Here is a 20,619-nt window from a genome sequence, read left to right as displayed (position 1 = left end):
GGCGACGGCTTGTCGCAGAAGGCGTTTGGCCTTCAAGAATCCGAGAAGGAACGTTCTAGAGCGAACGGCTCAGGATGGCCTGCTTCACCTCGGCAATAGCCTTGGTGATCTGGATGCCACGGGGGCATGCCTCGGTGCAGTTGAAGGTGGTGCGGCAGCGCCACACGCCTTCCTTGTCGTTCAGGATTTCCAGACGCAGGTCGCCTGCATCATCGCGCGAGTCGAAGATGAAGCGGTGAGCGTTCACGATAGCGGAGGGGCCGAAGTACTGACCGTCGGTCCAGAAGACCGGGCAGGACGAGGTACATGCTGCACAGAGGATGCACTTGGTGGTGTCATCGAAACGTGCACGGTCCTCAATGGTCTGCAGACGCTCACGCTCAGGCTCGTTCGAATCGTTAATGAAGAACGGCATGATTTCGCGGTATGCCTGGAAGAAGGGCTCCATGTCAACGATGAGGTCCTTCTCGCAGGGCAGACCCTTGATGGGCTCAACGGTAATCGGCTTGGTCAGGTCAAGGTCCTTGAGCAGGGTCTTGCAGGCCAGGCGGTTACGGCCGTTGATGCGCATCGCGTCCGAGCCGCAGATGCCGTGTGCACAAGAACGGCGGAAGGAGACGGAACCGTCCAGCTCCCACTTAATCTTGTGCAGGGCGTCGAGCACGCGGTCGGTGCGGTACATGGTCAGCGGGAACTCGTCCCAGTACGCCTCGGAGGAAACCTCCGGGTTGTAGCGGCGCACCTTGATAATCACGTCGTACGTGGGGATGGAGTCGGAATCGCCGCCGGTCATGCCCTCAAATAGCTTGACGGATTCCGGTTCGGGAAGTTCGTTTTCAGCCATTTTAGTACTTACGCTCCTTCGGCTCGTAACGGGTGTAGACAACGGGCTTGGTGTCGAATCGCAGGCCCTTAACACCCTCAAACTCGGATTCGGGGTCGAGGTAGACCATCGAGTGCTTCATGAAGTTGACGTCGTCGCGCTTGGGGTAGTCCTCGCGGTAGTGACCGCCGCGGGACTCCTTGCGGTGCAGCGCACCGACGGACATGACCTTGGCGAGCTGGAGCAGGAAGCCCAGCTCGACGGCCTCGAGCAGGTCGAGGTTGAAGCGCTTGCCCTTGTCCTGAATCGAGATGTTCTTGTAACGCTCTTCGAGCTTCTCGATGGTGGCCAGTGCGGCGCGGATGGTCTCCTCGGTGCGGAACACCTGCATGTCGGCCTCCATGGCCTTCTGCAGGTCTGCGCGGATAGCGCCGACCTTCTCGGTGCCCTTGCCTTCGAGGATGCCGTTGAGCATGTTCAGCACACGATCTGCTGCGTCGTCCGGAACGGGAACGAACTCGGCGGATGCGGCGTACTCGGCGGCCTTACGGCCGGCACGCTTACCGAAGACGTTGATGTCGAGCAGGGAGTTGGTGCCCAGGCGGTTTGCACCGTGCACGGACACGCAGGCAACCTCACCGGCTGCGTAGAGGCCGGGGATGGTCTCTTCGCTGTTGCGGTACACCTCGGTCTCGTTGTTGGTGGGGATACCGCCCATTGCGTAGTGCGCGGTGGGGAACACCGGGATGGGCTGGTGGTGCGGTTCCACGGCCAGGTAGGTACGAGCGAACTCGGTGATATCCGGCAGCTTCTCGTCGATGTGCGAGGGCTCCAGGTGGGTCAGGTCCAGCAGCACGTAGTCCTTGTGGGGGCCACAGCCGCGGCCCTCGCGCACCTCGTTTGCCATGGCTCGTGCCACGATATCGCGGGGTGCGAGGTCCTTAATGGTCGGTGCGTAGCGCTCCATGAAGCGCTCACCGTCAGCGTTACGGAGAATACCGCCCTCACCGCGAGCACCCTCGGTCACGAGGATGCCCAGGCCTGCCAGGCCGGTCGGGTGGAACTGAACGAACTCCATGTCCTCCAGGGGCAGGCCGGCGCGCAGTGCGATGGCCATGCCGTCACCGGTGAGGGTGTGGGCGTTGGAAGTGGTCTTGAAGATCTTGCCGCAACCGCCGGATGCGAAGATTACGGACTTGGCCTGGAAGACGTGCACCTCGCCGGTTGCCAGGTCATAGGAGACAACGCCGGCGGGACGGGGCTTACCCTCTTCGTCCTTGACCAGAATCAGGTCGAGCACGTAGAACTCGTTGTAGAACTCAACGTTGTGACGCACGCAGTTCTGGTACAGGGTCTGCAGAATCATGTGGCCGGTACGGTCAGCTGCGTAGCATGCGCGGCGCACGGCAGCCTTACCGTGGTCGCGGGTGTGACCACCGAAGCGGCGCTGGTCGATGCGGCCCTCGGGGGTTCGGTTGAAGGGAAGACCCATCTTCTCCAGGTCGAGCACGGCGTCGATGGCTTCCTTAGCCATAATTTCTGCCGCGTCCTGATCGACCAGGTAATCGCCACCCTTGACGGTGTCAAAGGTGTGCCACTCCCAGTTGTCCTCCTCGACGTTGGCCAGAGCGGCACACATACCGCCCTGCGCCGCACCGGTGTGGGAACGGGTCGGGTAAAGCTTGGTCAAAACCGCGGTGCGGACTCGCTGGCCTGCCTCAATAGCGGCACGCATACCGGCACCGCCGGCGCCGACGATCACTACATCGTACTTATGTACCTGCATGATGTTCTTTCTGTGTTTTCGATGTTTGAATTTGTCTGCCGGTTACGTCGTCGTTAGTGTGCCGCGCAGAAGCTGGGAAGCAGGTTGGCCGCTGCGCCCGAGGGGCAGGGGTCAAACGCGAAGATGGTGAGGGTACCAACCAGCAGGACAAATGCGGAGGCAGCGAAGAGGATAACCTTCAGCCACACGCGCAGGCGGTCCTTCTCGGCGTAATCGTCGATGATGACGCGGATGCCGTTGGTGCCGTGCAGCATGGCCAGCCACAGCAGCAGCAGGTCCCAGACCTGCCAGAAGGGGTTGGCCCACTTGCCACCCACGAAGCCGAAGTCGATGGCGTGGATGCCGTCGCCGACCATCAGGTTCGAGAAGAGGTGACCAAAGATAAGAATCACAAGCACGACGCCGGACAGGCGCATGCCCAGCCAGGCGAACATCTCAAAGTTGTTGCGCTTGGAGGAGGAGCGGTTGTACTTCACACCGTCGATGCGGTTATCACGCAGGCGGGGTACGTAGGTGCGGGGCTTAAGCGGAGTAGCCATGGTTTAGTGACCTCCAATGTGCGAGAAAACGATCGGCAGGTGGCGGGCGGCGAAGCCGGCAACGGTGAGTGCCCAGAGAATCAGCACAACCCACAGAATCTTGACGTGCACGTAGGTTGCCTTCTGGCTGATTTCGACGTTGCCGTCCTTGTTCTTCGCCTGGATGTGCTCCACGTGTGCGTTGGTTGCCTTACCCCAGAAGTCGATGAGGATAATGCGGATACCGTTGAAGGCGTGGTAGACGATGGCTGCGACCAAGGCGGTCTCACCCAGGCCCATGATGGGGTTCTTGTACAGGCCCAGCACACCGTTGTAGGCCTCCGGAGAGATGCGCACGACGGCGGTATCGAGGATGTGGACAAGAAGGAAGAAGAAAATCGCGATACCGGTAATGCGGTGAGCAACCCAGGACCACATGCCCCAACGGCCGCGGTAGAGGGTTCCCTTAGAACCATTCAACACTGAATAACCTCCTGCTGAGACGGCGGGCTCGGGGCGCAAAGGGGCACCGGGCGCCTCCCTGCGAGCCGGTCACGACTATGTACTCGCCGACTGCTTTGTTCGTCTGTTACTTCCAAGATATCAGGTAAATTCACAGCTTATTGACACACTGTTTATAGATTTTTCCCAGCCTATAAAGGTGAATTAGGTTATATTTTTTTTGCGATATTACGATTTACCCCGAGTTGATGCGGAAGTAACCTTAACCTAACAATGCGCCCCTCCCCCAATGAGAGCCGCCTGACATTTTCTGCCAAATCCTAAAAGAATTCGATATATGACAAATTCACCCGTTATTCTTGAAGCGATGAATACTGCACTCACTCGATTCCGCCCGCTGATTCCCGCCGGCGGTGTTGGCTCGCGTTTGTGGCCCCTGTCCCGCGCGCACGCCCCGAAGTTCCTGCTCGACCTCACCTCGTCGGGCAATTCCCTATTGCGTGACACCTACGACCGTCTCATCGACCTCAGCAACGGTTCCGTCATGGTCGTCACCGGCACCTCGCACGCCAATGCGGTCACCCAGCAGATTCCTGAGCTGCGCGCCGCTGACCTGGTGCTGGAGCCCTCCCCCAAGGACTCGGCTGCAGCTATCGGCCTGGCATGCGCCATCATCCACCGCCGCGAGCCGGACGCCATCATCGGCTCCTTCGCAGCCGACCACGTCATCAGCCCCGTGGACGAGTTCCACCGCGTGGTGACCGAGGCTGTCATCACCGCAGCCACCGACAAGATTGTCACCATCGGCATTACCCCCACCGAACCCTCCAGCGCCTTCGGCTACATTCACGCCGGCGCTTCCCTGGGCATCGAGGATGCTCCCAACGCGCACGCCGTGGACACCTTCGTCGAGAAGCCAGACACCGCCACCGCACAGAAGTACCTGGACTCCGGTGAATACACCTGGAACGCCGGCATGTTCGTGGCACCGGCCGCCCTGATGCTCAAGCACCTCGAGGCCAACGAGCCCGAGCTGTACGCGGGCATCATGGAGATCGCTAACGCCTGGGACACCCCCGAGCGCGAGGCCGTCATGGAGCGGGTGTGGGAAACCCTCCCCAAGACCGCAATCGACTACGCGGTGGCAGAGCCCGCCGCCGCCGCCGGCGACGTTGCCATGGTTCCCGGCTCCTTCAGCTGGGATGATGTTGGAGACTTCGACGCCGTGGCACGCCTCAACTCCGAGAAGAGCGGCGAGCAGCTGACCATCCTTGGCGAGAAGGATAACGTCATTAACCACGGTTGCTCCGGCATTGTTGTGGCCAATACCGATCGCAAGATTTCGATTATTGGCCTGAACGACATCGTCGTGGTTGACACCTCCGATGCCCTGCTGGTCGCACCGCGCTCCAAGGCTCAGGCCGTCAAGGATGCCGTGGGTGAGATCAAGGCACGAGGCCTGAACAACCTCCTCTAAAATTTTGGCCCTGAGTAGGCGCATGAACCCTACTCGAGCAAAAGATACCTCTAAGAAAACCGGTTCCCTTCTGGTCAGAAGGGAACCGGTTTTCTGCATCTAAAAAGTTGAAGTCCGGGGGCGCAGTAGCTTTCAGGGGCTTTCGCCCAGTTGGAGGCCCGTGGCATGCCGCAGAAGCCTTGAGAGCGGCGCAAAAGAATTTTCCATACCGTGATATGAACTGCACATCAGACTAAATAAAGAATTATTCTCATGTTAATATTCTGTCATGCACATGACCCGTAAGTTTTTCCTCACCCGCGCCGGCACGCTCGGCGCCGTAGCCGCCCTCGCACTGACCGCATGCGGCTCCCAAGCCACCCAGAACGCACAGACCAACCCCAGCACTTCCACTTCCGCGAGCGCAACCCCCGCCCCCATCACTGAAGGCAAGGGCGCTGCCAGCCGCGTGGCCATCACCTACGACGGTGGCGTGCTCGTCTATGACGCCAAGGACATGAAGCTGCTCGCAGACATCCCCAAGGAAGGATTCCTGCGCCTCTCCGATGCCGGCGATAACCGCCATCTCGTCGTGGCCGACGGCAACAGCTACACCTTCCTGGACACCGGCGTGTGGTCCGTAGCGCACGGCGATCACTCGCACTACTACACCACCGCGCCTTCCCTGAGCTCCCTGAGCCTCGCCGCCGACCATACCGGCCACGTCATCAAGGACAACGGCAGGGTTGCGGCCTTCGCTGACGGCACCGGCTCCTTCGCCGTGTACGACCCGGCGAAGCTGACCCAGGACAAGCGCACCGCCTCCTCCCTGGAGACCACCACCGTCACCCTGCCGAAGCCGCACCACGGCTTCGCCATCCCCCTGCCCGATAACCAGTACCTGGTGGCGGTCGGCGACTCCAAGACCCGCACCGGCGCCGCTGTTGTGGATGCGCAGGGCAAGACCGTAACCGAGAGCCCCGCATGCCCCGGCGTGCACGGTGAAGCTATCGCCAAGGACGGCGCGTTCACCATCGGCTGCACCGACGGCGCGCTGGTCTACAAGGACGGCAAGTTCACCAAGGTCACCAACCCCGAGGACCCGTACTCGCGTTCCGGTAACCAGGCGGGCAAGGCTGACTCCCAGTACGTTCTGGCGGACTACAAGACCGATAAGGATGCCAAGCTGGAGCGCCCCGAGAAGTTCTCCATCATCGACACCGTCGCGGCAACCCGCACCGTCTACTCCCTGCCTTCTGGCGTGAGCTACACCTTCCGATCGCTGGCTCGCGGCCCCCAGGGTGAGGCACTGCTGCTGACCACCGACGGCAAGCTGCGCATCTTCGACCCGGCAACCGGCGCCGAGCTGGGCTCCGTACAGCTCATGGAGGCGTGAACCGAGTCCGAGACCTGGCAGGACGAGCGTCCGGCCCTGTGGGTGGATGGCAAGACCGCCTACGTGACCGACCCGGCCACCAAGAAGCTCATCGCGGTGTCCCTATCGAACCCAGCGGCTCCGAAGGAGCTCATGAGCGTGGAACTGCCCAAGACCCCCAACGAGATCCTGGGCGTCTCTTCCTCGAACACCGCGCCGGTTGAGGCTGAGTCACACGGCACTGAAGCTCACGGCTCTGCCTCTTCCTCGGCTTCCGCTGATGCACACGAGTCTGGCGAGTCCCACTCCCACTAGGGATCTCACGCTGAAATAAACCACGTGAAAGCATAAAGAGAGATGCGACCGATAGTCTATCGGTCGCATCTCTCTTAGCGTTTTAGGCTGGCTACTACCGCAACGGCAGAACCCCGATTTCCTCCCAGTTCTGCCCGTCGTAGGAGTAGCAGTGCAGGCGGTCCACCGTGAAGGTGCGCCGCTCCGCGGGCAGGGAGTCAAACGCCTCGCGGGCGCTGGCCACCTGTCCCTCGCTCAAGCCGTGGCCCAGGGTCACGTGCGGCACGTACGGGAAGGGGGCCGCACCCGTACCGAGCATCCGAACAAGATCCCGGTGAATCCGCTCAAATTCGGCCTTGCCCGCCTCCAGGTTCAGGTACTCCACCTCGGTCACCGGGCGGAAGGAGTGCACCGACCCCCAGCGAGCCTCGAAACGCGACGCACCCAGGTCTTCGGAAAACCGCGGGGAACGCACGGTATCCAGCAGGGAGTCATCCAGCTCCGCCACGTACACGGTCACGTGGGTGCTCATTGACGCGGCCGGGACCCCCGTTGTCTCCCGCTTCCACTCCTCCAGGCGCTGAGCATTCTCACCGCTCACGTGAGCAATAATGCTCAGGTAGCGGCGACCGGGCTTGAGGGTGGGTGATACGGAGGCCTCAGAGGGACTCGATTGCTCGCGAGGTTCTGTCATGGGTGTCGTGCGCTTTGCGTTCGTTGAAGATGAGGAATTGATAAGCGCCCGGTAGCTAGATGCTCACCGAGGGCAGGAAGCCGACCTTCTTGTAGACGTTTTCGATCGTGGCGGCGGCGATCTCGCGGGCGGCGGAGGCGCCCACGGCCAGCAGGCGGTCCAGCTCGGCGGGGTCGTCCATCAGCTCGAGGGTGCGCTCGCGCACCGGAGCCAGGCGGTCCACCACGATATCGGCCAGGTCGACCTTCAGGTGGCCGTACATCTTGCCCTCGTAGCGTGCCACAATCTCGTCGATGCTCTCGCCGGTCATGGCCGAGTAGATGGAGAGCAGGTTGGACACGCCGGGCTTGGCCTCGCGGTCGTAGGCGATGACGGAGCCGTCGTCGGTCACGGCGGACTTAATCTTCTTCTGGGTAACCTTGGGGGTGTCCAGCAGCTTGATGAGGCCCTTGTCGGATGCCGCCGACTTGGACATCTTCGAGGTAGGTTCCTGCAGGTCGTAAATCTTCGCGGTTTCCTTCAGGATGACCGGCTCGGGCACCACGAAGGTTTCGCCGAAGCGGGAGTTGAAGCGCTGGGCCAGGTTGCGGGTCAGTTCGAGGTGCTGGCGCTGGTCCTCGCCCACGGGCACGCCGTCCGCCTGGTAGAGCAGAATGTCGGCGGCCATGAGAATCGGGTAGGTGAACAGACCAACCGAGGCCTTATCGGCGCCCTGCTTCTGCGACTTGTCCTTGAACTGGGTCATGCGGGAGGCCTCGCCGAAGCCGGTGAAGCAGTTCAGAACCCAGGCCAGCTGGGCGTGCTCGGGCACGTGCGACTGCACGAACAGGGGCGCGCGGGACGGGTCGATGCCGGAGGCGATGTACTGCGCCGCGGTCAGGCGAGTGCGTTCGCGCAGCTCCTCGGGATCCTGCGGAACGGTGATGGCGTGCATATCCGGAATAAAGAACAGACATTCGTTATTCGGGTCGTTCTGCAGGGCCACCCAGTTGTTCACGGCGCCAATGTAGTTACCCAGGTGCATCGAATCGGCCGAGGGCTGGGCACCAGAGAAGATACGCGTCTTCTGCTGGGAGGCGTTCGGGATGAGGGACTTATCCTGCTTCTTTTCGTCTGCCATAGTTATTTCCTGTGCAGTTACTTCCTGTGCGGTGCTGCGAACGGTGCAGCGTGTATCTCAAAACTTATGTTCGGGGCGCGGTGGCGCGAGGCTCTAGCCGTCGATGCGGTAGTCCACCACCAGCGGCGCGTGGTCGCTGAAGCGCTCCTCGTAGGTGGCGGCGCGATCAACCTGCGCCTGCACGGCGCGCTCGGCCCAGGCCGGGGTCGCCATCTGGTAGTCGATGCGCCAGCCGGCGTCGTTATCGAAGGCCTTGCCGCGGTAGGACCACCAGGTGTAGGGGCCGGGCACCTGACCGGCCAGATCGCGCGCCACGTCGCGGTAACCGATATCGCCAAAGAAGCGGTCGAAATAGGCGCGTTCCTCGGGCAGGAAACCCGCACGCTTCTGGTTGGCCTTCCAATTCTTGATATCCAGTTCGGTGTGGCCCACGTTCAGGTCACCCACGATGAGCACGTGATCGGAGTGCTCGGCCAGCTCGGGCATACGCACCAGCATACGCTCCAGGAAGCGGTACTTATCTTCCTGCTTCTGGGTGCCGACCTCGCCGGAGTGCACGTACGCGCTCACCACGGTCAGGGTCTGCCCGTTCGGCAGAACGTAGTCGGCCTCAACCCAGCGCCCCGAGTCATCAAAGTACTCCTCGCCGATGGTGGAGCGGGTGGCCACGGGCTGATCCTTCAGCAGCTCACCGACAGAGTTCGGGGTGCGGCGGGTAGCCACCAGCACGCCCGCGCGGCCCTTAGCGGCGGCCTCGGCGTGCAGAATATTCCACTGCGACTCATCGAGGAGCTCACGCACGATGGCGTCGGGCGCGCGAACCTCCTGCAGGCAGAGGATGTCGATGTCTCGCTCAGCCAGCCAGTCGGCCATGTTCTTGCGGTAGGCGGCGCGGATGCCGTTGACGTTGACGCTCGCCACGCGGAGCAGACCGGGCTCACGCGGAACGGGAGGAATCGAAGAATGCATAGTCTTAATTATGCCAGCATGCGCGGAAGTAAAAATTCACCGTGATTCATTTTTCTTTCACAGATGGTTAAAATGTTGGGTGATGAATTCACACTCCTCACATACCCCCGAACCCACCGCCCACTCGCTCTCCACCGATGCTCAGGCCGCAGATCAGGCCTCCCCGAGTACTTCCCCCAACGGTAGCCAGACCTATGAGCTGCCGCCGATTCCGGGACCCAAGTACGAGCAGGTGATTCACTACCTCGAGCAGCGCTACATCATTCCGGGTAAGCCCGGCGATAAGCTCCCGACCGAGCGCACGATTCAGCAGAACTTCGGCGTGAGCCGCCAGACGGTGCGTAGCGCCCTGAAGGTCCTCATCGAGCGCGGCCTGCTCTACAACGTGCAGGGGTCCGGCACCTACGTGGCCGAACGCAGCGAAGCCACGTACATCCCGCGCGTGGACACCTTCGCCGACGATATGCGCCGCCGCGGGTTCGAAGGCTCGACCCGCATGATTGCGACCCGCTGGGTGGATGCCACCGAGGAGATTTCGACCCGACTATCCGTTCCCGTGGGCGAGTCGGTCCTCTTCGTGCGCCGTCTGCGCCTGGCCAACCACGAGGTCATCGGCTTCGAGCGTTCCTACTTTGTCAAGGAAGCCGCCAGCAGCATCCTGGACTCCATGATGGCCGGCCTCTCGGGTTCCTCCAGCTCCCTGGATCAGCTGGCCGACACCCCCAACGCCATTAAGCACGCCCGCGTACGCACGAGCGCGGCCCTCTTCACTGATGCCGATACCGAGGCCTTCAACCAGCAGGTTCCCGTGGGCGAGGCCGCCTTCAAGGTGTGCGTCACCGGCTACACCAAGGAGGGAACGCCGGTCGAATACGCTGAGACCCTGTACCTCTCGGACCACTACTTTTACGAGCTGCTTCTCTAGCGCCTCTCCCCTGAGACAGGAGGCCGCACGAGACGCGCGAAAGGGCGGTGCCCCGGTAGATTGCTCTACCGGGGCACCGCCCTTTCGCTACGGGTCTTTCGTTACGGGTCTTTCGTTACGGGTCTATGCGAACGTCGCGGGGACCTACGCGGCTTGACGCTCCGCGGTCTCCACCACGTTCACCAGCAGCTCGGCGCGGGTCATCGGACCCACGCCACCGGGGTTCGGGGACACCCACGAGGCCTTCTCGGCGGCCTCGGGTGAGACGTCGCCGAAGAGCTTCTTCTTGCCGGTCTCGGGGTCCTCGGCGCGGGAAACACCCACGTCCAGCAGGATTGCGCCCTCCTTGACCTGGTGAGCCTTCAGCACGTGGGGCACGCCCACAGCGGCGACAATGACGTCGGCCTCGCGCAGCACCTCGTCGAGGTTCTGGGTGCCGGTATGAGCCAGGGTTGCGGTGGCGTTCACCTCGCGGCGGGTCAGCAGCAGACCCAGCGGGCGGCCCACGGTAATACCGCGGCCGAGCACCACCACGTTCTTGCCGTTCCAGTCGATGCCGTGGCGCTTGACGAGCTCAATCACGCCGTTCGGGGTGCAGGGCAGCGGGGAATCCAGCGGCTCCGAAACGTTCAGCACAAGCTTGCCGAGGTTGGTCGGGTGCAGGCCGTCGGCGTCCTTCTCGGGGGCGATGCGCTCGAGCACGCGGTTGGTGTCCAGGTGCTTGGGCAGGGGCAGCTGCACAATGTAGCTGGTGCAGGCCGGATCGTTGTTCAGCTTGTCAATCTCAGCGTCGAGCTCCTCCTGGGTGATATCGCCGGGCAGGTCCACGCGGATGGAGTTAATACCGATCTCCGCGCAGTCGCGGTGCTTAGCGCCCACGTAGGAGCGGGATGCCGGGTCGTCACCGACCAGGACGGTGCCCAGGCCGGGGGTGATGCCCTTAGCCTTCAGCGCCTCGACGCGCTCCTTCAGCTCCGCCTTGATGGCGGCAGCGGTTGCGTTACCGTCTAGAATCTGGGGCATTGTTTTTCCTTCCATAGATTGCGGCGGGTTCGCCGAAACGGACGGTCTATGTGTTGGGTTCTTGGGGTCCCGCAGCGCCTCACCGATAGAGCGGGTCCGGGACGGCGGGCTGAGGGCGAAATAACCCCGCCCGCTCAGCACCCACGAAGGGATGCTGAGCGAACGGGGTCATTCACGGGTCTACCAGTTCTCGCTGCCCTGGTAGAGGGGGTACTTGGCGCAGAGTGCATCCACGCGAGCGCGCAGGGCCGCGATGTCCGGGTTCGGTAGTAGCACGGAGGCGATGATGTCAGCCACCTCGGTGAAGCCCTCGGCGTCGAAGCCGCGGGTTGCCAGCGCGGAGGTGCCGATGCGCAGACCGGAGGTCACCATCGGCGGGCGCGGGTCGTTCGGCACGGCGTTACGGTTGACGGTGATGCCGGCGTCGTGCAGCAGGTCCTCCGCCTCCTTGCCGTTGAGCGCGTGGTGGCGCAGGTCGACGAGCACCAGGTGAACGTCGGTGCCGCCGGAGGCAATCGAAACACCGGCGTCCTTCACGTCCTGCTCCAGCAGGCGCTTCGCCAGGATCTGCGCGCCCTCAATGGTGCGCTTCTGACGCTCCTTGAAGCCCTCGGATGCGGCAATCTTGAACGCGGTAGCCTTCGCGGCAATCACGTGCATGAGCGGGCCGCCCTGCTGGCCGGGGAACACGGCAGAGTCAATCTTCTTCTTCAGCTCCTCGGTGCAGAGGATGAAGCCCGAGCGGGGGCCGCCCAGGGTCTTGTGTACGGTGGAGGACACCACGTGTGCGTGCGGGACGGGGTTCGGGTGCAGACCCGCAGCCACCAGGCCCGCGAAGTGTGCCATGTCCACCCACAGGTACGCGCCGATTTCGTCGGCAATCGCGCGGAATGCGGCGAAGTCCAGCTGGCGGGGGTACGCGGACCAGCCGGCGATAATCAGCTTGGGGCGCTCGGCCAGGGCCAGCTCGCGCACCTGCTCCATGTCAACGTAGCCGTTCTCGTCCACGCTGTAGGCGACAACGTTGTACAGCTTGCCGGAGACGTTCAGCTTCATACCGTGGGTCAGGTGGCCACCGTGCGCCAGGGACAGACCCATGATGGTGTCGCCGGGGTTCAGCAGCGCGTGCATGACGGCGTTGTTCGCCTGCGCGCCGGAGTGGGGCTGTACGTTCGCGTGCTCCGCGCCGAAGAGCTCCTTCACACGGGCAATGGCGAGGTCCTCAACGATATCGACGTACTCGCAGCCGCCGTAGTAGCGGCGGCCGGGGTATCCCTCAGCGTACTTGTTGGTCAGCACCGAGCCCTGGCTCTGCATCACAGCGCGGGGGACAAAGTTCTCGGATGCAATCATCTCGAGGGTGTTCTGCTGGCGCTTGCGCTCCAGCTCAATGGCTTCTGCTACCTCGGGGTCGAGGTCGGCGAGGGGCATCTCGAGGATCTTCTGCTCGGTCATTACGCTCCTGGGAGTGTTTTTACGGTATCTTCGGTGGCTCGTCATCGGGGTTGCGGCAGTGTCTGCGGCTGAAAACCCTGAATGAAAAAATATGAGCTACACCTCATAATACCGTAAAGCCCGTTCTCCTTCGAGAAGGAAAACGGGCTTTGGGATGCATCATGATGAAGTTTTACGGCGCCGGTATGGTACCGGCGCGGGACGCTTGACACGCCCCGGTGGGCCTATCGGCAAGGCGGCGCAGGTCGGTGAGTCCTAAGCCTGGCGCAGGATGGCGGAGGCGTACTCCAGGTAGGCCTCGCGGGCGCTATCCTTCTTACCGCCGGCCACCAGCTGGGTCTGCACCACGTAACCGGTCAGCACAGAGAGCACAGCCGCGCCGATGACGGTCAGCCATTCCTCGAGCTCCTCATCGGTGAAGTCCAGTTCAGCGGCGCCCCAGGCGCGGTAGCGCTCCAGGGCCTGATCGCGCAGGTAGGTTAGCTGCTCGGAAACCACGGCACCCAGCTGCGGCATGGAGACCGCCTCACCCCAGGTCACCAGCAGGTGACGGCGCACCTTGGGGGTGTCCAGCACCTTCAGGCACCCGAACACGTAGTCCCAGGGCTGCTCGGCGCGGATGCGGTCGAAGGGAGCCAGGTCCATGCGCGCGGCGGCGAGGATAATCTCATCCTTGGAGGAGAAGTGATTGTAGATGGCTCCAGCAGACAGGCCGGTGGCGGCGATGATCTCGCTCATTGAGGCCTTCTGGTAGCCGTGCTTGATGAAACACTCGCGGGCGGTCTCTACAATCTGAGAACGCCTGTTCTTTTTGTATTCTTCGCTGACTTTAGGCACAACCTAATCCTAGCGAATTTTTTGGCGCTCCGCGCGCCTTCCGGGCGCACCTTCCGAGCTGTGGAGCCCCAAAACGCAAAAAATAGAATAAAAATTCCATAAAAAGGCGGGGTGCCCCGAAAATCCGGGGCACCCCGCCTCACTCACGCGCTCACGCCCGCCCAGCCGTAACCGGCCGCGGCGGTACGCGTAGCCGCAAAATCTTAGTGGAAGAAGTGGCGGGTACCGGTCAGGTACATGGTCACGCCGGCAGCCTTAGCGGCCTCGATAACTTCCTCATCACGGATCGAACCGCCCGGGTGCACAACGGCACGCACGCCGGCGTCCAGCAGAACCTGCAGGCCGTCAGCGAAGGGGAAGAACGCATCGGATGCGGCAACCGCACCGCGGGCACGCTCGTTACCCTCGCCGCCGAGGGTGTTCGCACGCTCAACGGACAGCTTGCAGGAGTCCACGCGGTTCACCTGGCCCATGCCGATGCCCACTGCGGCGCCGTTATCGGCCAGCAGAATGGCGTTCGACTTGGGCGAGCGCAGTGCACGCCACGCGAATTCGAGGTCGCGCAGGGTGGCCTCGTCGGCGGGCTCGCCGGCAACCAGGGTCCAGTTCTTCGGGTCGTCGCCCTCAGCCTGCAGGCGGTCGGCCTCCTGGAAGAGCGCGCCGCCGGAGATGGGGCGGTACTCGATGGTGTCACGGCTAAAGCCCTCGGGCAGAACCAGCAGGCGCAGGTTCTTCTTCTCGCGCAGAATCTCCAGGGCCTCGGGCTCGTAGCCGGGGGCCACGACAACCTCGGTGAAGATGCCCTTGACGGTACGTGCCATTTCAGCGGTCACCGGGCGGTTAGCGGCAATCACGCCACCGTATGCGGACAGCGGGTCGCAGGCGTGAGCCTTCGCGTGAGCATCCGCAATCGGATCGGCCGCACCGGGGGTTGCCACGGCGATACCACAGGGGTTGTTGTGCTTGATGACGGCAACAGCCGGCTCATCGAAGTCGTAGGCGGCGCGCAGGGCGGCGTCGGCGTCAACGTAGTTGTTGTAGCTCATGGCCTTGCCGTGCAGCTGCTCGGCCTGTGCAATGCCGGGGGCGGCCGCCGGGTTGACGTACAGGGCGGCGCGCTGGTGCGGGTTCTCGCCGTAGCGCAGGGTCTCGCTGCGCTCGAAGCCCAGGCCGGCGTACGGGGGCCAGAAGTTGGCGTCCTCGTCCTGCAGGAACTGGGATGCGGTCCAGGTAGCCACGGCGGTGTCGTAGGCGGCGGTGTGGGCGAATGCGCCAGCGGCCAGGCGGCGGCGCTCCTCCAGCGAGAAGCCACCGTTCTTAGCGGCCTCAACCGTGCGTGCGTAGTCGGCGGGGTCCACAACAATTGCGACGGCATCGTGGTTCTTTGCAGCTGCGCGAACCATGGAGGGGCCGCCAATGTCGATCTTCTCAATGATGGCGTCCTGATCCGCACCCGAAGCCACGGTCTCGACGAAGGGGTACAGGTTCACGACGACCAGATCGAAGGGCTCGACGTCCAGTTCGCCGAGGGTGTCGATGTGCTCCTGCTTGCGGCGGTCAGCCAGGATACCGGCGTGGATGCGCGGGTGCAGGGTCTTCACACGGCCCTCGAGGCACTCGGGGAAGCCGGTCACCTCGGTCACCTCGGTGACGGGAACGCCTGCGGCCGCAATGGTCGCCGCGGTCGAACCGGTGGACACCAGGGCCACGCCGGCCTCGTGCAGACCGCGGGCGAAATCCTCCAGGCCGGTCTTGTCGTAGACAGAAATGAGGGCGCGGCGCAGGGGCACGCGATCGAGCTCAATAAGAGACACAAATACTCCGATACTTTGCACCGTGCCCGGCACATGCGGCGGCACGGCTGGTGGATGGATGTGAGTCCGCCCCGGTGGGCGGGATGTGCGGGTGGGGTTTACCCCCGCCGTCGCGCCGGGCACGGGGTGCCCCCACTCGGGCGGTGGGGCGCGACGGTACGTCTGTACGGGCGGGGAATCGGAGCGTGCGCTCCACCCGCCGTATGAAAAACTTATGCGGCAGAGTGCTTCTGCGCGAGGTCGGCGATGGTCTGCACGAGCAGGCGGCGCTCCTGCACCTTGATGCGTTCGTGCAGAGTTTCTTCGGTATCGCCGTCGAGCACGGGCACGGCGGCCTGCGCCAGGATGGGGCCGGTATCAACGCCGGCGTCGACGAAGTGCACGGTCAGGCCGGTAATCTTCACGCCGTGGGCCAGGGCGTCACGCACGCCGTGCGCGCCCGGGAAGGAGGGCAGCAGGGCGGGGTGGGTGTTGATAATGCGATTGCTGAAGCGCTCGACCAGCTGAGCATCCACGATGCGCATGAAGCCGGCGAACACGATGTAATCGGGCTCGTAGGAGGCGATCTTCTCTTCGAGGGCGCGGTTCCACGCCGGGCGGTCTGCGTAGTCGCCGGGCTGCACCAGGAAGGTGGGCACGCCGGCGGCCTGGGCGCGTTCGATGCCCAGGCAGGGCTTGTCGGCGCCAACAGCCGCAATGTCGAGGGGAAGCTCGCCCGCCGCTACGGCGTCGAGAATGGACTGAAGATTCGTTCCGGATCCGGATACCATAACCACAATTCGCACCCAACCAGTATAGCCCATCTCACATGCGTTGCGGGAGCTCGGAGAGACGGTCGCCCGCGTAAACGGGAGAAGGTATTGCGGAAGCGCTCGGTAGGTCGGGACGGTCGGAAGAGCGGAGGGCTCCAGAGTCCGGACGCGGAAGGCGAACGAACGGCGGCGCGGCGGGCCCCACCCCCGGAGGGACGGTACCCTTAAAGCTATGTCTACTCCCCCGCCGAACACCCCGAACGACCAGCCCCGCAACCCTCAGCAGCAGGCTCAGCCGCAGAGCCCCGCCTCCAACCCGCAGCAGGGACAGCACCAGGGGCCGCCGACCCCCGGCAGGTACAGCGGACAGCACCCCGGCGCACAGTACCCCGGCGCGCCGGGCGCGCATCAGCCCGGCGGAAACCCCGGCAAGCCGCCGATGGACCCGCTACAGCGCCAGCGCATCCTGCTCCGCGCGGCCATGGTTCTCGTGGTCTCCGCGCTGCTCATCTTCGGGGCGTCCTCCTTCGTGCTCTCTCCCATGCCCTACTTCCTGGGCCTTTTCCTCTTCGCGCTGGTGGGCCTGGGGCTGAACGTCTGGGCCATCGTGCGCACCGCGAGCGCGCGCGGCCCCTGGATCTTCTACGTTGCCGCCTCCCTCAGCATCCTCTACAGCCTCATGACCGTGATCGGCGGAATCGGTCTGGCCGTCATGCCGGGGATGCAGGAGTACCGCGAGTGCCGCACGGCCGCGCTGACCGGCACCGATATGTACACCTGCGACCAGATGCTCCAGAACAGCATGGACAGCTTCGCGGGCACCGGCAGCACGGCAGGGGCCTCCTCCCGTTAGCGGCGGCCGGAGCGCACACAGCACGAAACCCGCGCGAGTCATCCTCGCGCGGGTTTCGTGCTATTTTTCGAACTATTTCTTCTTCGGGGCCTGCGAGCCGGTAGCCTCTTCCCCGGTCGGCAGCGGGGGCAGCTCCACGGTGGAGGCCTCGTCGGTCAGAAGCGGCAGGATGCCGGTCTGGGCGCGCACGCCAAAGATACGGTTCATGGCCTGGTCGGCGGAGAGCACCTCCAGCTCGCGTTCCATGAAGTCACGCTCTCCCCCGGCCTTCTTCTGCGCCTTGCGCTCGCTCTTGGCCGCCTTCTTCTCGCGGCGCTTGCGGGCGCGCTGTTCCGCCGCGGAGGGCTCGGCCTCCGGGGCCTCGGAGGCTTCGTGCCCCGAACGGTCGGGAGCGGCATCCTCGGAGCCTTCGGCGGGCTGAACGCCGAAACCGAAGTACGCCATGATGCGCCCGGCACGGCCTCGCGGGCGAGCGGGCTCGGCGCTTTCGGAGGCGTCCTCGGGTTCGGCGGGGCCTTCCCCCGCGGTCTTCGCGGAAGACTTCGAGATTTCCGCGGACTTCGGGGCCGCCTTCTTCTCGTTCTCAGAACCGGCCTCGGACGCGGCGCTCACGGGCTCGGGGTTCATAAACTCGGGGATGGAGAGGTCGGATTCCACCGGCTCGGGCAGGTCCTCGTCGGGAACGACCTCGGCGAGCGCATCCGCCAGGGCGCGCTCGGCCACGGGGTCGGAAGCCTCCAGGGGGTAGGCGTGCACAGGCTCCTGCGGATGCACCGGCACGTGGCCGGTGGCCACCTCGTCCACAATCGTGTGCGCCTCGGAGGGCTCCTGTGAATCCTCGTTCTCAGAGTCCCCGTGCTCGGAGTCCTCGTTCTCAGAAGCCTCGGAGCTCGGCTCGCTCTTTCGGGAATCTTCGGCGGCCTTGCGCTCGGCTTCTTCCTCGCGGCGCTTGGCTTCCTCAGCCTCCTCACGGGCGCGACGCTCGGCCTCGGCCTTGCGCTTGGATTCTGCCTTGCGAGCTTCCTCCTCCCGGCGCTTGGCTTCCTCAGCTTCCTCCGCCTCGCGACGCTCAGCCTCGGCAGCTCGGCGTTCCTCACGCTCGGCCGCACGCTCCGCGCGACGCTGAGCCAGGCGCTCCTTCGCGGAAGCACCAAGGCTCATCAGGCGCTCGCCCAGGTTCGGACGCTCATCGGCAAATCGCGGCAGATCGCGGCTGCTATCGGGCACCAGGGCGCGGCTGAGCAGGTTACCCAGAGCCACGCCGAGCCCCACCCACAGAGCCGTGTGGCCCGCAAAGCTCAGCGGCTCGGCACCCACCTCGGTGAAGCGGCCGACGCCCAACGAGCCGTAGGAAATCCAGCCCAGCCACAGGGCGGCCAGAGAAGTCAGCAAACCGGTCAGCATGCCCAGCGCAAGCGAGGACAGCAGGGCCGAAAGCGGACGGAACGGCACCTTCAGGGCGACCCACTCGTCCAGGTGATCCTCACCCTCACGCAGGAACCACCAACCGGCAATCGCGCCGGCGGCCACCGGAACCAGCAGACCCAGCAGGCCGGCGCTTCCCAGAGACTCAGGAACCGCACCCAGGATCGGCAGCATCGGCAGGGACCCGGCATTGCTACTCGTCAGGCCAATCGAGGTACCCGCGCCAAAGGCGAAACCGGCACCGGTCGACCAGGCCATCGCGTAAATCACCAGGTTGGGCAGGAAGCCCAGCTGCAGCAGCGTCACAGCGGTATCACCCACCGCACCCGCGTGCAGCTCCTGATAGGTGGCCACCACTTGCGACCAACCGCCCAGAATACCCAGGGCCAGCAGCAGCGCGCCCAGGCCCACAAAGGCCACCGCGGCAACCACCGCCGCACGCACCACAGCCCACGCGTAGGACCCGGCCCAACGCGAGTACTGGCTCATCTGCGAAATCTGCTCCGCCGTATCAACACCCACCATGCGCGAGAGCGAACGCGCCTCACGGTAGCCGCCCCACATCAGGCCGACCACCACGATACCCAGCGGCACCAGCGCGGCGTTCAACACCTGCAGCGGCTTCGGGCTCGGGCTCGCCCAACCGTACACCGCCGAACAAATCAGCGCGTAGGTCACCGAGCCCGAGAGCACCGGAATGAGGAACTCCCCCTCGTACGAGGCGCGCGCCAGCCTGCGACCGGAACGGTAGCAAAATAGCAGCGGCAGAATACTCAGGCCCAGCGGCACCAGGGTCATGGTGCCCGCGGAGGCGCCAAAGACAGCCGAGAGGTCCAGGGGAACGCCGTGAATCAGGAGCCACAGGTGGGCCGACATTGCGGCCACCGACGAGAACTCCGTGCCGCCAAAACCGTTCGTCGCCCACACGGCAGCCATAGCGGCCACCACCAGGACGCCGGACATCAGGGCGGTTAGAATCAGCTCAACGACGCCCTGAAGCCACAGGGGCATGGGCACGGAATAGCGGGAGATAGGTGAGGTGCTTTTCATCGTCCTTCCATGATGCCACGAATTAACGACGAAACCCGCCTCCGGAAGGGCCGGTGATGGCCCTCGAAGACAGGTTTTTGCACGTCGCGTCAGTTTTTGGGTTAGTCCCTCGGCGGGAATCTTTGCGGCACCCCTAGTGATCGGTCCAGGGGTTGGATGCATTCACGCCCCAGGAACGGTACACCTGCGCCTTCGAGGAGACCAGCTCCAGATCGTAGGCGCTTGCGCTCGCGGCCATCAGCCCCTCCAGGGCGGCCGTGGGGAGGGGGCCGGCGCCGTCGCGCCCCACCGCGTGCTGACCGCGCGGGGCCTGGCGGCCCGCCCACTCGAGGCTCACGCGCGCATCCACGTTAATGACGTGGTCACCGAAGCGTTCGAGCAGCTCGGTAATCCAACGGTCGGTCTCGGGGTAGGGGTAGAGGCCTTTGAGCTCACCAATGCTCAACACCGAAATGTACATGTGGCGAAACGAGCGGCGGCGCAGAAACGCCACCACGGCGGGGTCTGGATTCGCCTTACGAATCTCCGCGAGAACGTCGGAGTCCAGGAGCATACCGGAAAAGTTCATACCCCTAATGCTACGCTACGCGCAGACCGGCGATTTCGATGGCGGGAATACCCTCGGGGTTGGGCAGAAGAAGGAAGTTCAGGAACTCGTCGCGCTTAGAAGAAATGCGGGAGTAGTCGTCAATGCTGACCGCGGTGAAACCGCCTCGAGCGGGAACTGCTGCGGCACGCAGGCTGTCCTGGTAGGAGCGGGAGGGGTTCAGAGAGATTACTGCTTCGGTTGCAGAGCCGTTGTACATGTGACAACCTGCGCCGTGAGTGGCGCGATCCTTTCGCGTTGCTCTTGTCTGTACCGGTTACCACCTCTGAGGGTGGTGAATACAAACCGCTTCGTCATCCGAGCCACCCGTGAACATGGGGTTGGCGTTCGACCATAGTCGGAGCTTATCAGTCGAAACTCTTGAAGCTGGCTCCAGCTTAC

General features: G+C 63.8%; 20 protein-coding genes and 1 riboswitch. Of the genes, 5 read left to right on the top strand and 15 right to left on the bottom strand.

The genetic code is table 11. From position 1 onward, the window contains the following. Positions 1-55: 55 nt before the first annotated feature. Genes HMPREF2874_RS02590 through sdhC form a run of 4 tightly spaced genes read right to left on the bottom strand, consistent with a single transcriptional unit; the run spans position 56 to position 3,610 of the window. The gene (locus HMPREF2874_RS02590) at positions 56-844 is read right to left on the bottom strand and encodes a succinate dehydrogenase iron-sulfur subunit (protein ID WP_049342924.1); all 789 of its coding nucleotides are present in this window, start codon (positions 842-844) and stop codon (positions 56-58) included. Position 845: 1 nt separating this feature from the next. Further along, complete coding sequence (gene sdhA, locus HMPREF2874_RS02585; protein ID WP_070648844.1) at positions 846-2,609, bottom strand: succinate dehydrogenase flavoprotein subunit; 1,764 nt, start codon at positions 2,607-2,609, stop codon at positions 846-848. Positions 2,610-2,662: 53 nt separating this feature from the next. After that, positions 2,663-3,148 carry a succinate dehydrogenase hydrophobic membrane anchor subunit gene (locus tag HMPREF2874_RS02580; RefSeq protein ID WP_049333054.1) on the bottom strand — a complete coding sequence of 162 codons (486 nt, stop codon included), beginning with the start codon at positions 3,146-3,148 and terminating at the stop codon, positions 2,663-2,665. A gap of 3 nt (positions 3,149-3,151) precedes the next feature. Further along, the gene (sdhC, locus tag HMPREF2874_RS02575; RefSeq protein ID WP_083309823.1) at positions 3,152-3,610 is read right to left on the bottom strand and encodes a succinate dehydrogenase, cytochrome b556 subunit; all 459 of its coding nucleotides are present in this window, start codon (positions 3,608-3,610) and stop codon (positions 3,152-3,154) included. 346 nt (positions 3,611-3,956) lie between these two features. On the opposite strand from sdhC, the gene HMPREF2874_RS02570 reads away from it, so the two are divergent. The 3 genes from HMPREF2874_RS02570 to HMPREF2874_RS09480 all read left to right on the top strand — a co-directional run bounded on the left by HMPREF2874_RS02570 (position 3,957) and on the right by HMPREF2874_RS09480 (position 6,735). Then, positions 3,957-5,066, top strand: a complete 1,110-nt coding sequence (locus HMPREF2874_RS02570) for a mannose-1-phosphate guanylyltransferase (RefSeq protein WP_080975263.1) — start codon at positions 3,957-3,959, stop codon at positions 5,064-5,066. Between the two features lie 274 nt (positions 5,067-5,340). Next, positions 5,341-6,441: a hypothetical protein gene (locus HMPREF2874_RS02565; RefSeq protein WP_246823751.1), complete on the top strand. Its 1,101-nt coding sequence runs from the start codon at positions 5,341-5,343 to the stop codon at positions 6,439-6,441. 42 nt (positions 6,442-6,483) lie between these two features. Continuing rightward, positions 6,484-6,735, top strand: a complete 252-nt coding sequence (locus tag HMPREF2874_RS09480) for a beta-propeller domain-containing protein (protein ID WP_246823750.1) — start codon at positions 6,484-6,486, stop codon at positions 6,733-6,735. Positions 6,736-6,829: 94 nt separating this feature from the next. Here the strand turns inward: HMPREF2874_RS09480 and HMPREF2874_RS02560 are convergent, their stop codons facing one another. The 3 genes from HMPREF2874_RS02560 to HMPREF2874_RS02550 form a co-directional block, all read right to left on the bottom strand. Then, positions 6,830-7,408: a 2'-5' RNA ligase family protein gene (locus HMPREF2874_RS02560; protein WP_070648843.1), complete on the bottom strand. Its 579-nt coding sequence runs from the start codon at positions 7,406-7,408 to the stop codon at positions 6,830-6,832. A gap of 55 nt (positions 7,409-7,463) precedes the next feature. Further along, a complete protein-coding gene (trpS, locus tag HMPREF2874_RS02555) occupies positions 7,464-8,528 on the bottom strand; it encodes a tryptophan--tRNA ligase (RefSeq protein ID WP_070648842.1) in 1,065 nt (354 codons plus the stop codon). Positions 8,529-8,621: 93 nt separating this feature from the next. Continuing rightward, positions 8,622-9,497, bottom strand: a complete 876-nt coding sequence (locus tag HMPREF2874_RS02550) for an exodeoxyribonuclease III (RefSeq protein ID WP_070648841.1) — start codon at positions 9,495-9,497, stop codon at positions 8,622-8,624. An 82-nt stretch (positions 9,498-9,579) separates the two neighbouring features. Between HMPREF2874_RS02550 and HMPREF2874_RS02545 the strand changes: the two genes are divergently transcribed. Then, positions 9,580-10,422 carry a GntR family transcriptional regulator gene (locus HMPREF2874_RS02545; RefSeq protein WP_239662789.1) on the top strand — a complete coding sequence of 281 codons (843 nt, stop codon included), beginning with the start codon at positions 9,580-9,582 and terminating at the stop codon, positions 10,420-10,422. A gap of 144 nt (positions 10,423-10,566) precedes the next feature. On the opposite strand, the gene HMPREF2874_RS02540 is transcribed toward HMPREF2874_RS02545, so the two are convergent. The 5 genes from HMPREF2874_RS02540 to purN all read right to left on the bottom strand — a co-directional run bounded on the left by HMPREF2874_RS02540 (position 10,567) and on the right by purN (position 16,321). Continuing rightward, complete coding sequence (locus tag HMPREF2874_RS02540; RefSeq protein WP_049333066.1) at positions 10,567-11,445, bottom strand: bifunctional methylenetetrahydrofolate dehydrogenase/methenyltetrahydrofolate cyclohydrolase; 879 nt, start codon at positions 11,443-11,445, stop codon at positions 10,567-10,569. Between the two features lie 180 nt (positions 11,446-11,625). Continuing rightward, positions 11,626-12,900 carry a serine hydroxymethyltransferase gene (gene glyA, locus HMPREF2874_RS02535; protein ID WP_049333068.1) on the bottom strand — a complete coding sequence of 425 codons (1,275 nt, stop codon included), beginning with the start codon at positions 12,898-12,900 and terminating at the stop codon, positions 11,626-11,628. 255 nt (positions 12,901-13,155) lie between these two features. Further along, entirely contained in the window at positions 13,156-13,737 is a 582-nt protein-coding gene (locus HMPREF2874_RS02530; RefSeq protein WP_049333070.1) for a TetR/AcrR family transcriptional regulator, read from the bottom strand. 203 nt (positions 13,738-13,940) lie between these two features. After that, the gene (gene purH / locus HMPREF2874_RS02525) at positions 13,941-15,551 is read right to left on the bottom strand and encodes a bifunctional phosphoribosylaminoimidazolecarboxamide formyltransferase/IMP cyclohydrolase (RefSeq protein ID WP_070648840.1); all 1,611 of its coding nucleotides are present in this window, start codon (positions 15,549-15,551) and stop codon (positions 13,941-13,943) included. Positions 15,552-15,763: 212 nt separating this feature from the next. Beyond that, complete coding sequence (gene purN, locus HMPREF2874_RS02520; RefSeq protein ID WP_049333074.1) at positions 15,764-16,321, bottom strand: phosphoribosylglycinamide formyltransferase; 558 nt, start codon at positions 16,319-16,321, stop codon at positions 15,764-15,766. A 214-nt stretch (positions 16,322-16,535) separates the two neighbouring features. On the opposite strand from purN, the gene HMPREF2874_RS02515 reads away from it, so the two are divergent. Then, positions 16,536-17,156, top strand: a complete 621-nt coding sequence (locus tag HMPREF2874_RS02515) for a hypothetical protein (RefSeq protein WP_083309822.1) — start codon at positions 16,536-16,538, stop codon at positions 17,154-17,156. A gap of 72 nt (positions 17,157-17,228) precedes the next feature. On the opposite strand, the gene HMPREF2874_RS02510 is transcribed toward HMPREF2874_RS02515, so the two are convergent. The 3 genes from HMPREF2874_RS02510 to HMPREF2874_RS02500 form a co-directional block, all read right to left on the bottom strand. Continuing rightward, complete coding sequence (locus tag HMPREF2874_RS02510; RefSeq protein ID WP_070648839.1) at positions 17,229-19,631, bottom strand: cell division protein PerM; 2,403 nt, start codon at positions 19,629-19,631, stop codon at positions 17,229-17,231. 133 nt (positions 19,632-19,764) lie between these two features. After that, positions 19,765-20,199, bottom strand: coding sequence for a PIN domain-containing protein (locus HMPREF2874_RS02505; RefSeq protein WP_070648838.1), 435 nt, complete (start codon positions 20,197-20,199; stop codon positions 19,765-19,767). A 10-nt stretch (positions 20,200-20,209) separates the two neighbouring features. Next, positions 20,210-20,437 carry a hypothetical protein gene (locus HMPREF2874_RS02500; RefSeq protein WP_049342913.1) on the bottom strand — a complete coding sequence of 76 codons (228 nt, stop codon included), beginning with the start codon at positions 20,435-20,437 and terminating at the stop codon, positions 20,210-20,212. 35 nt (positions 20,438-20,472) lie between these two features. Beyond that, a riboswitch (SAM riboswitch) is annotated at positions 20,473-20,604 on the bottom strand. Positions 20,605-20,619 lie beyond the last annotated feature (15 nt).

Source organism: Rothia sp. HMSC068F09, assembly GCF_001812775.1.
GTDB classification, from domain to species: Bacteria; Actinomycetota; Actinomycetes; order Actinomycetales; family Micrococcaceae; genus Rothia; species Rothia mucilaginosa_A.
The sequence above is the reverse complement of the archived record's forward strand: the minus strand, read 5'-3'. Positions and strand labels throughout refer to the sequence as shown.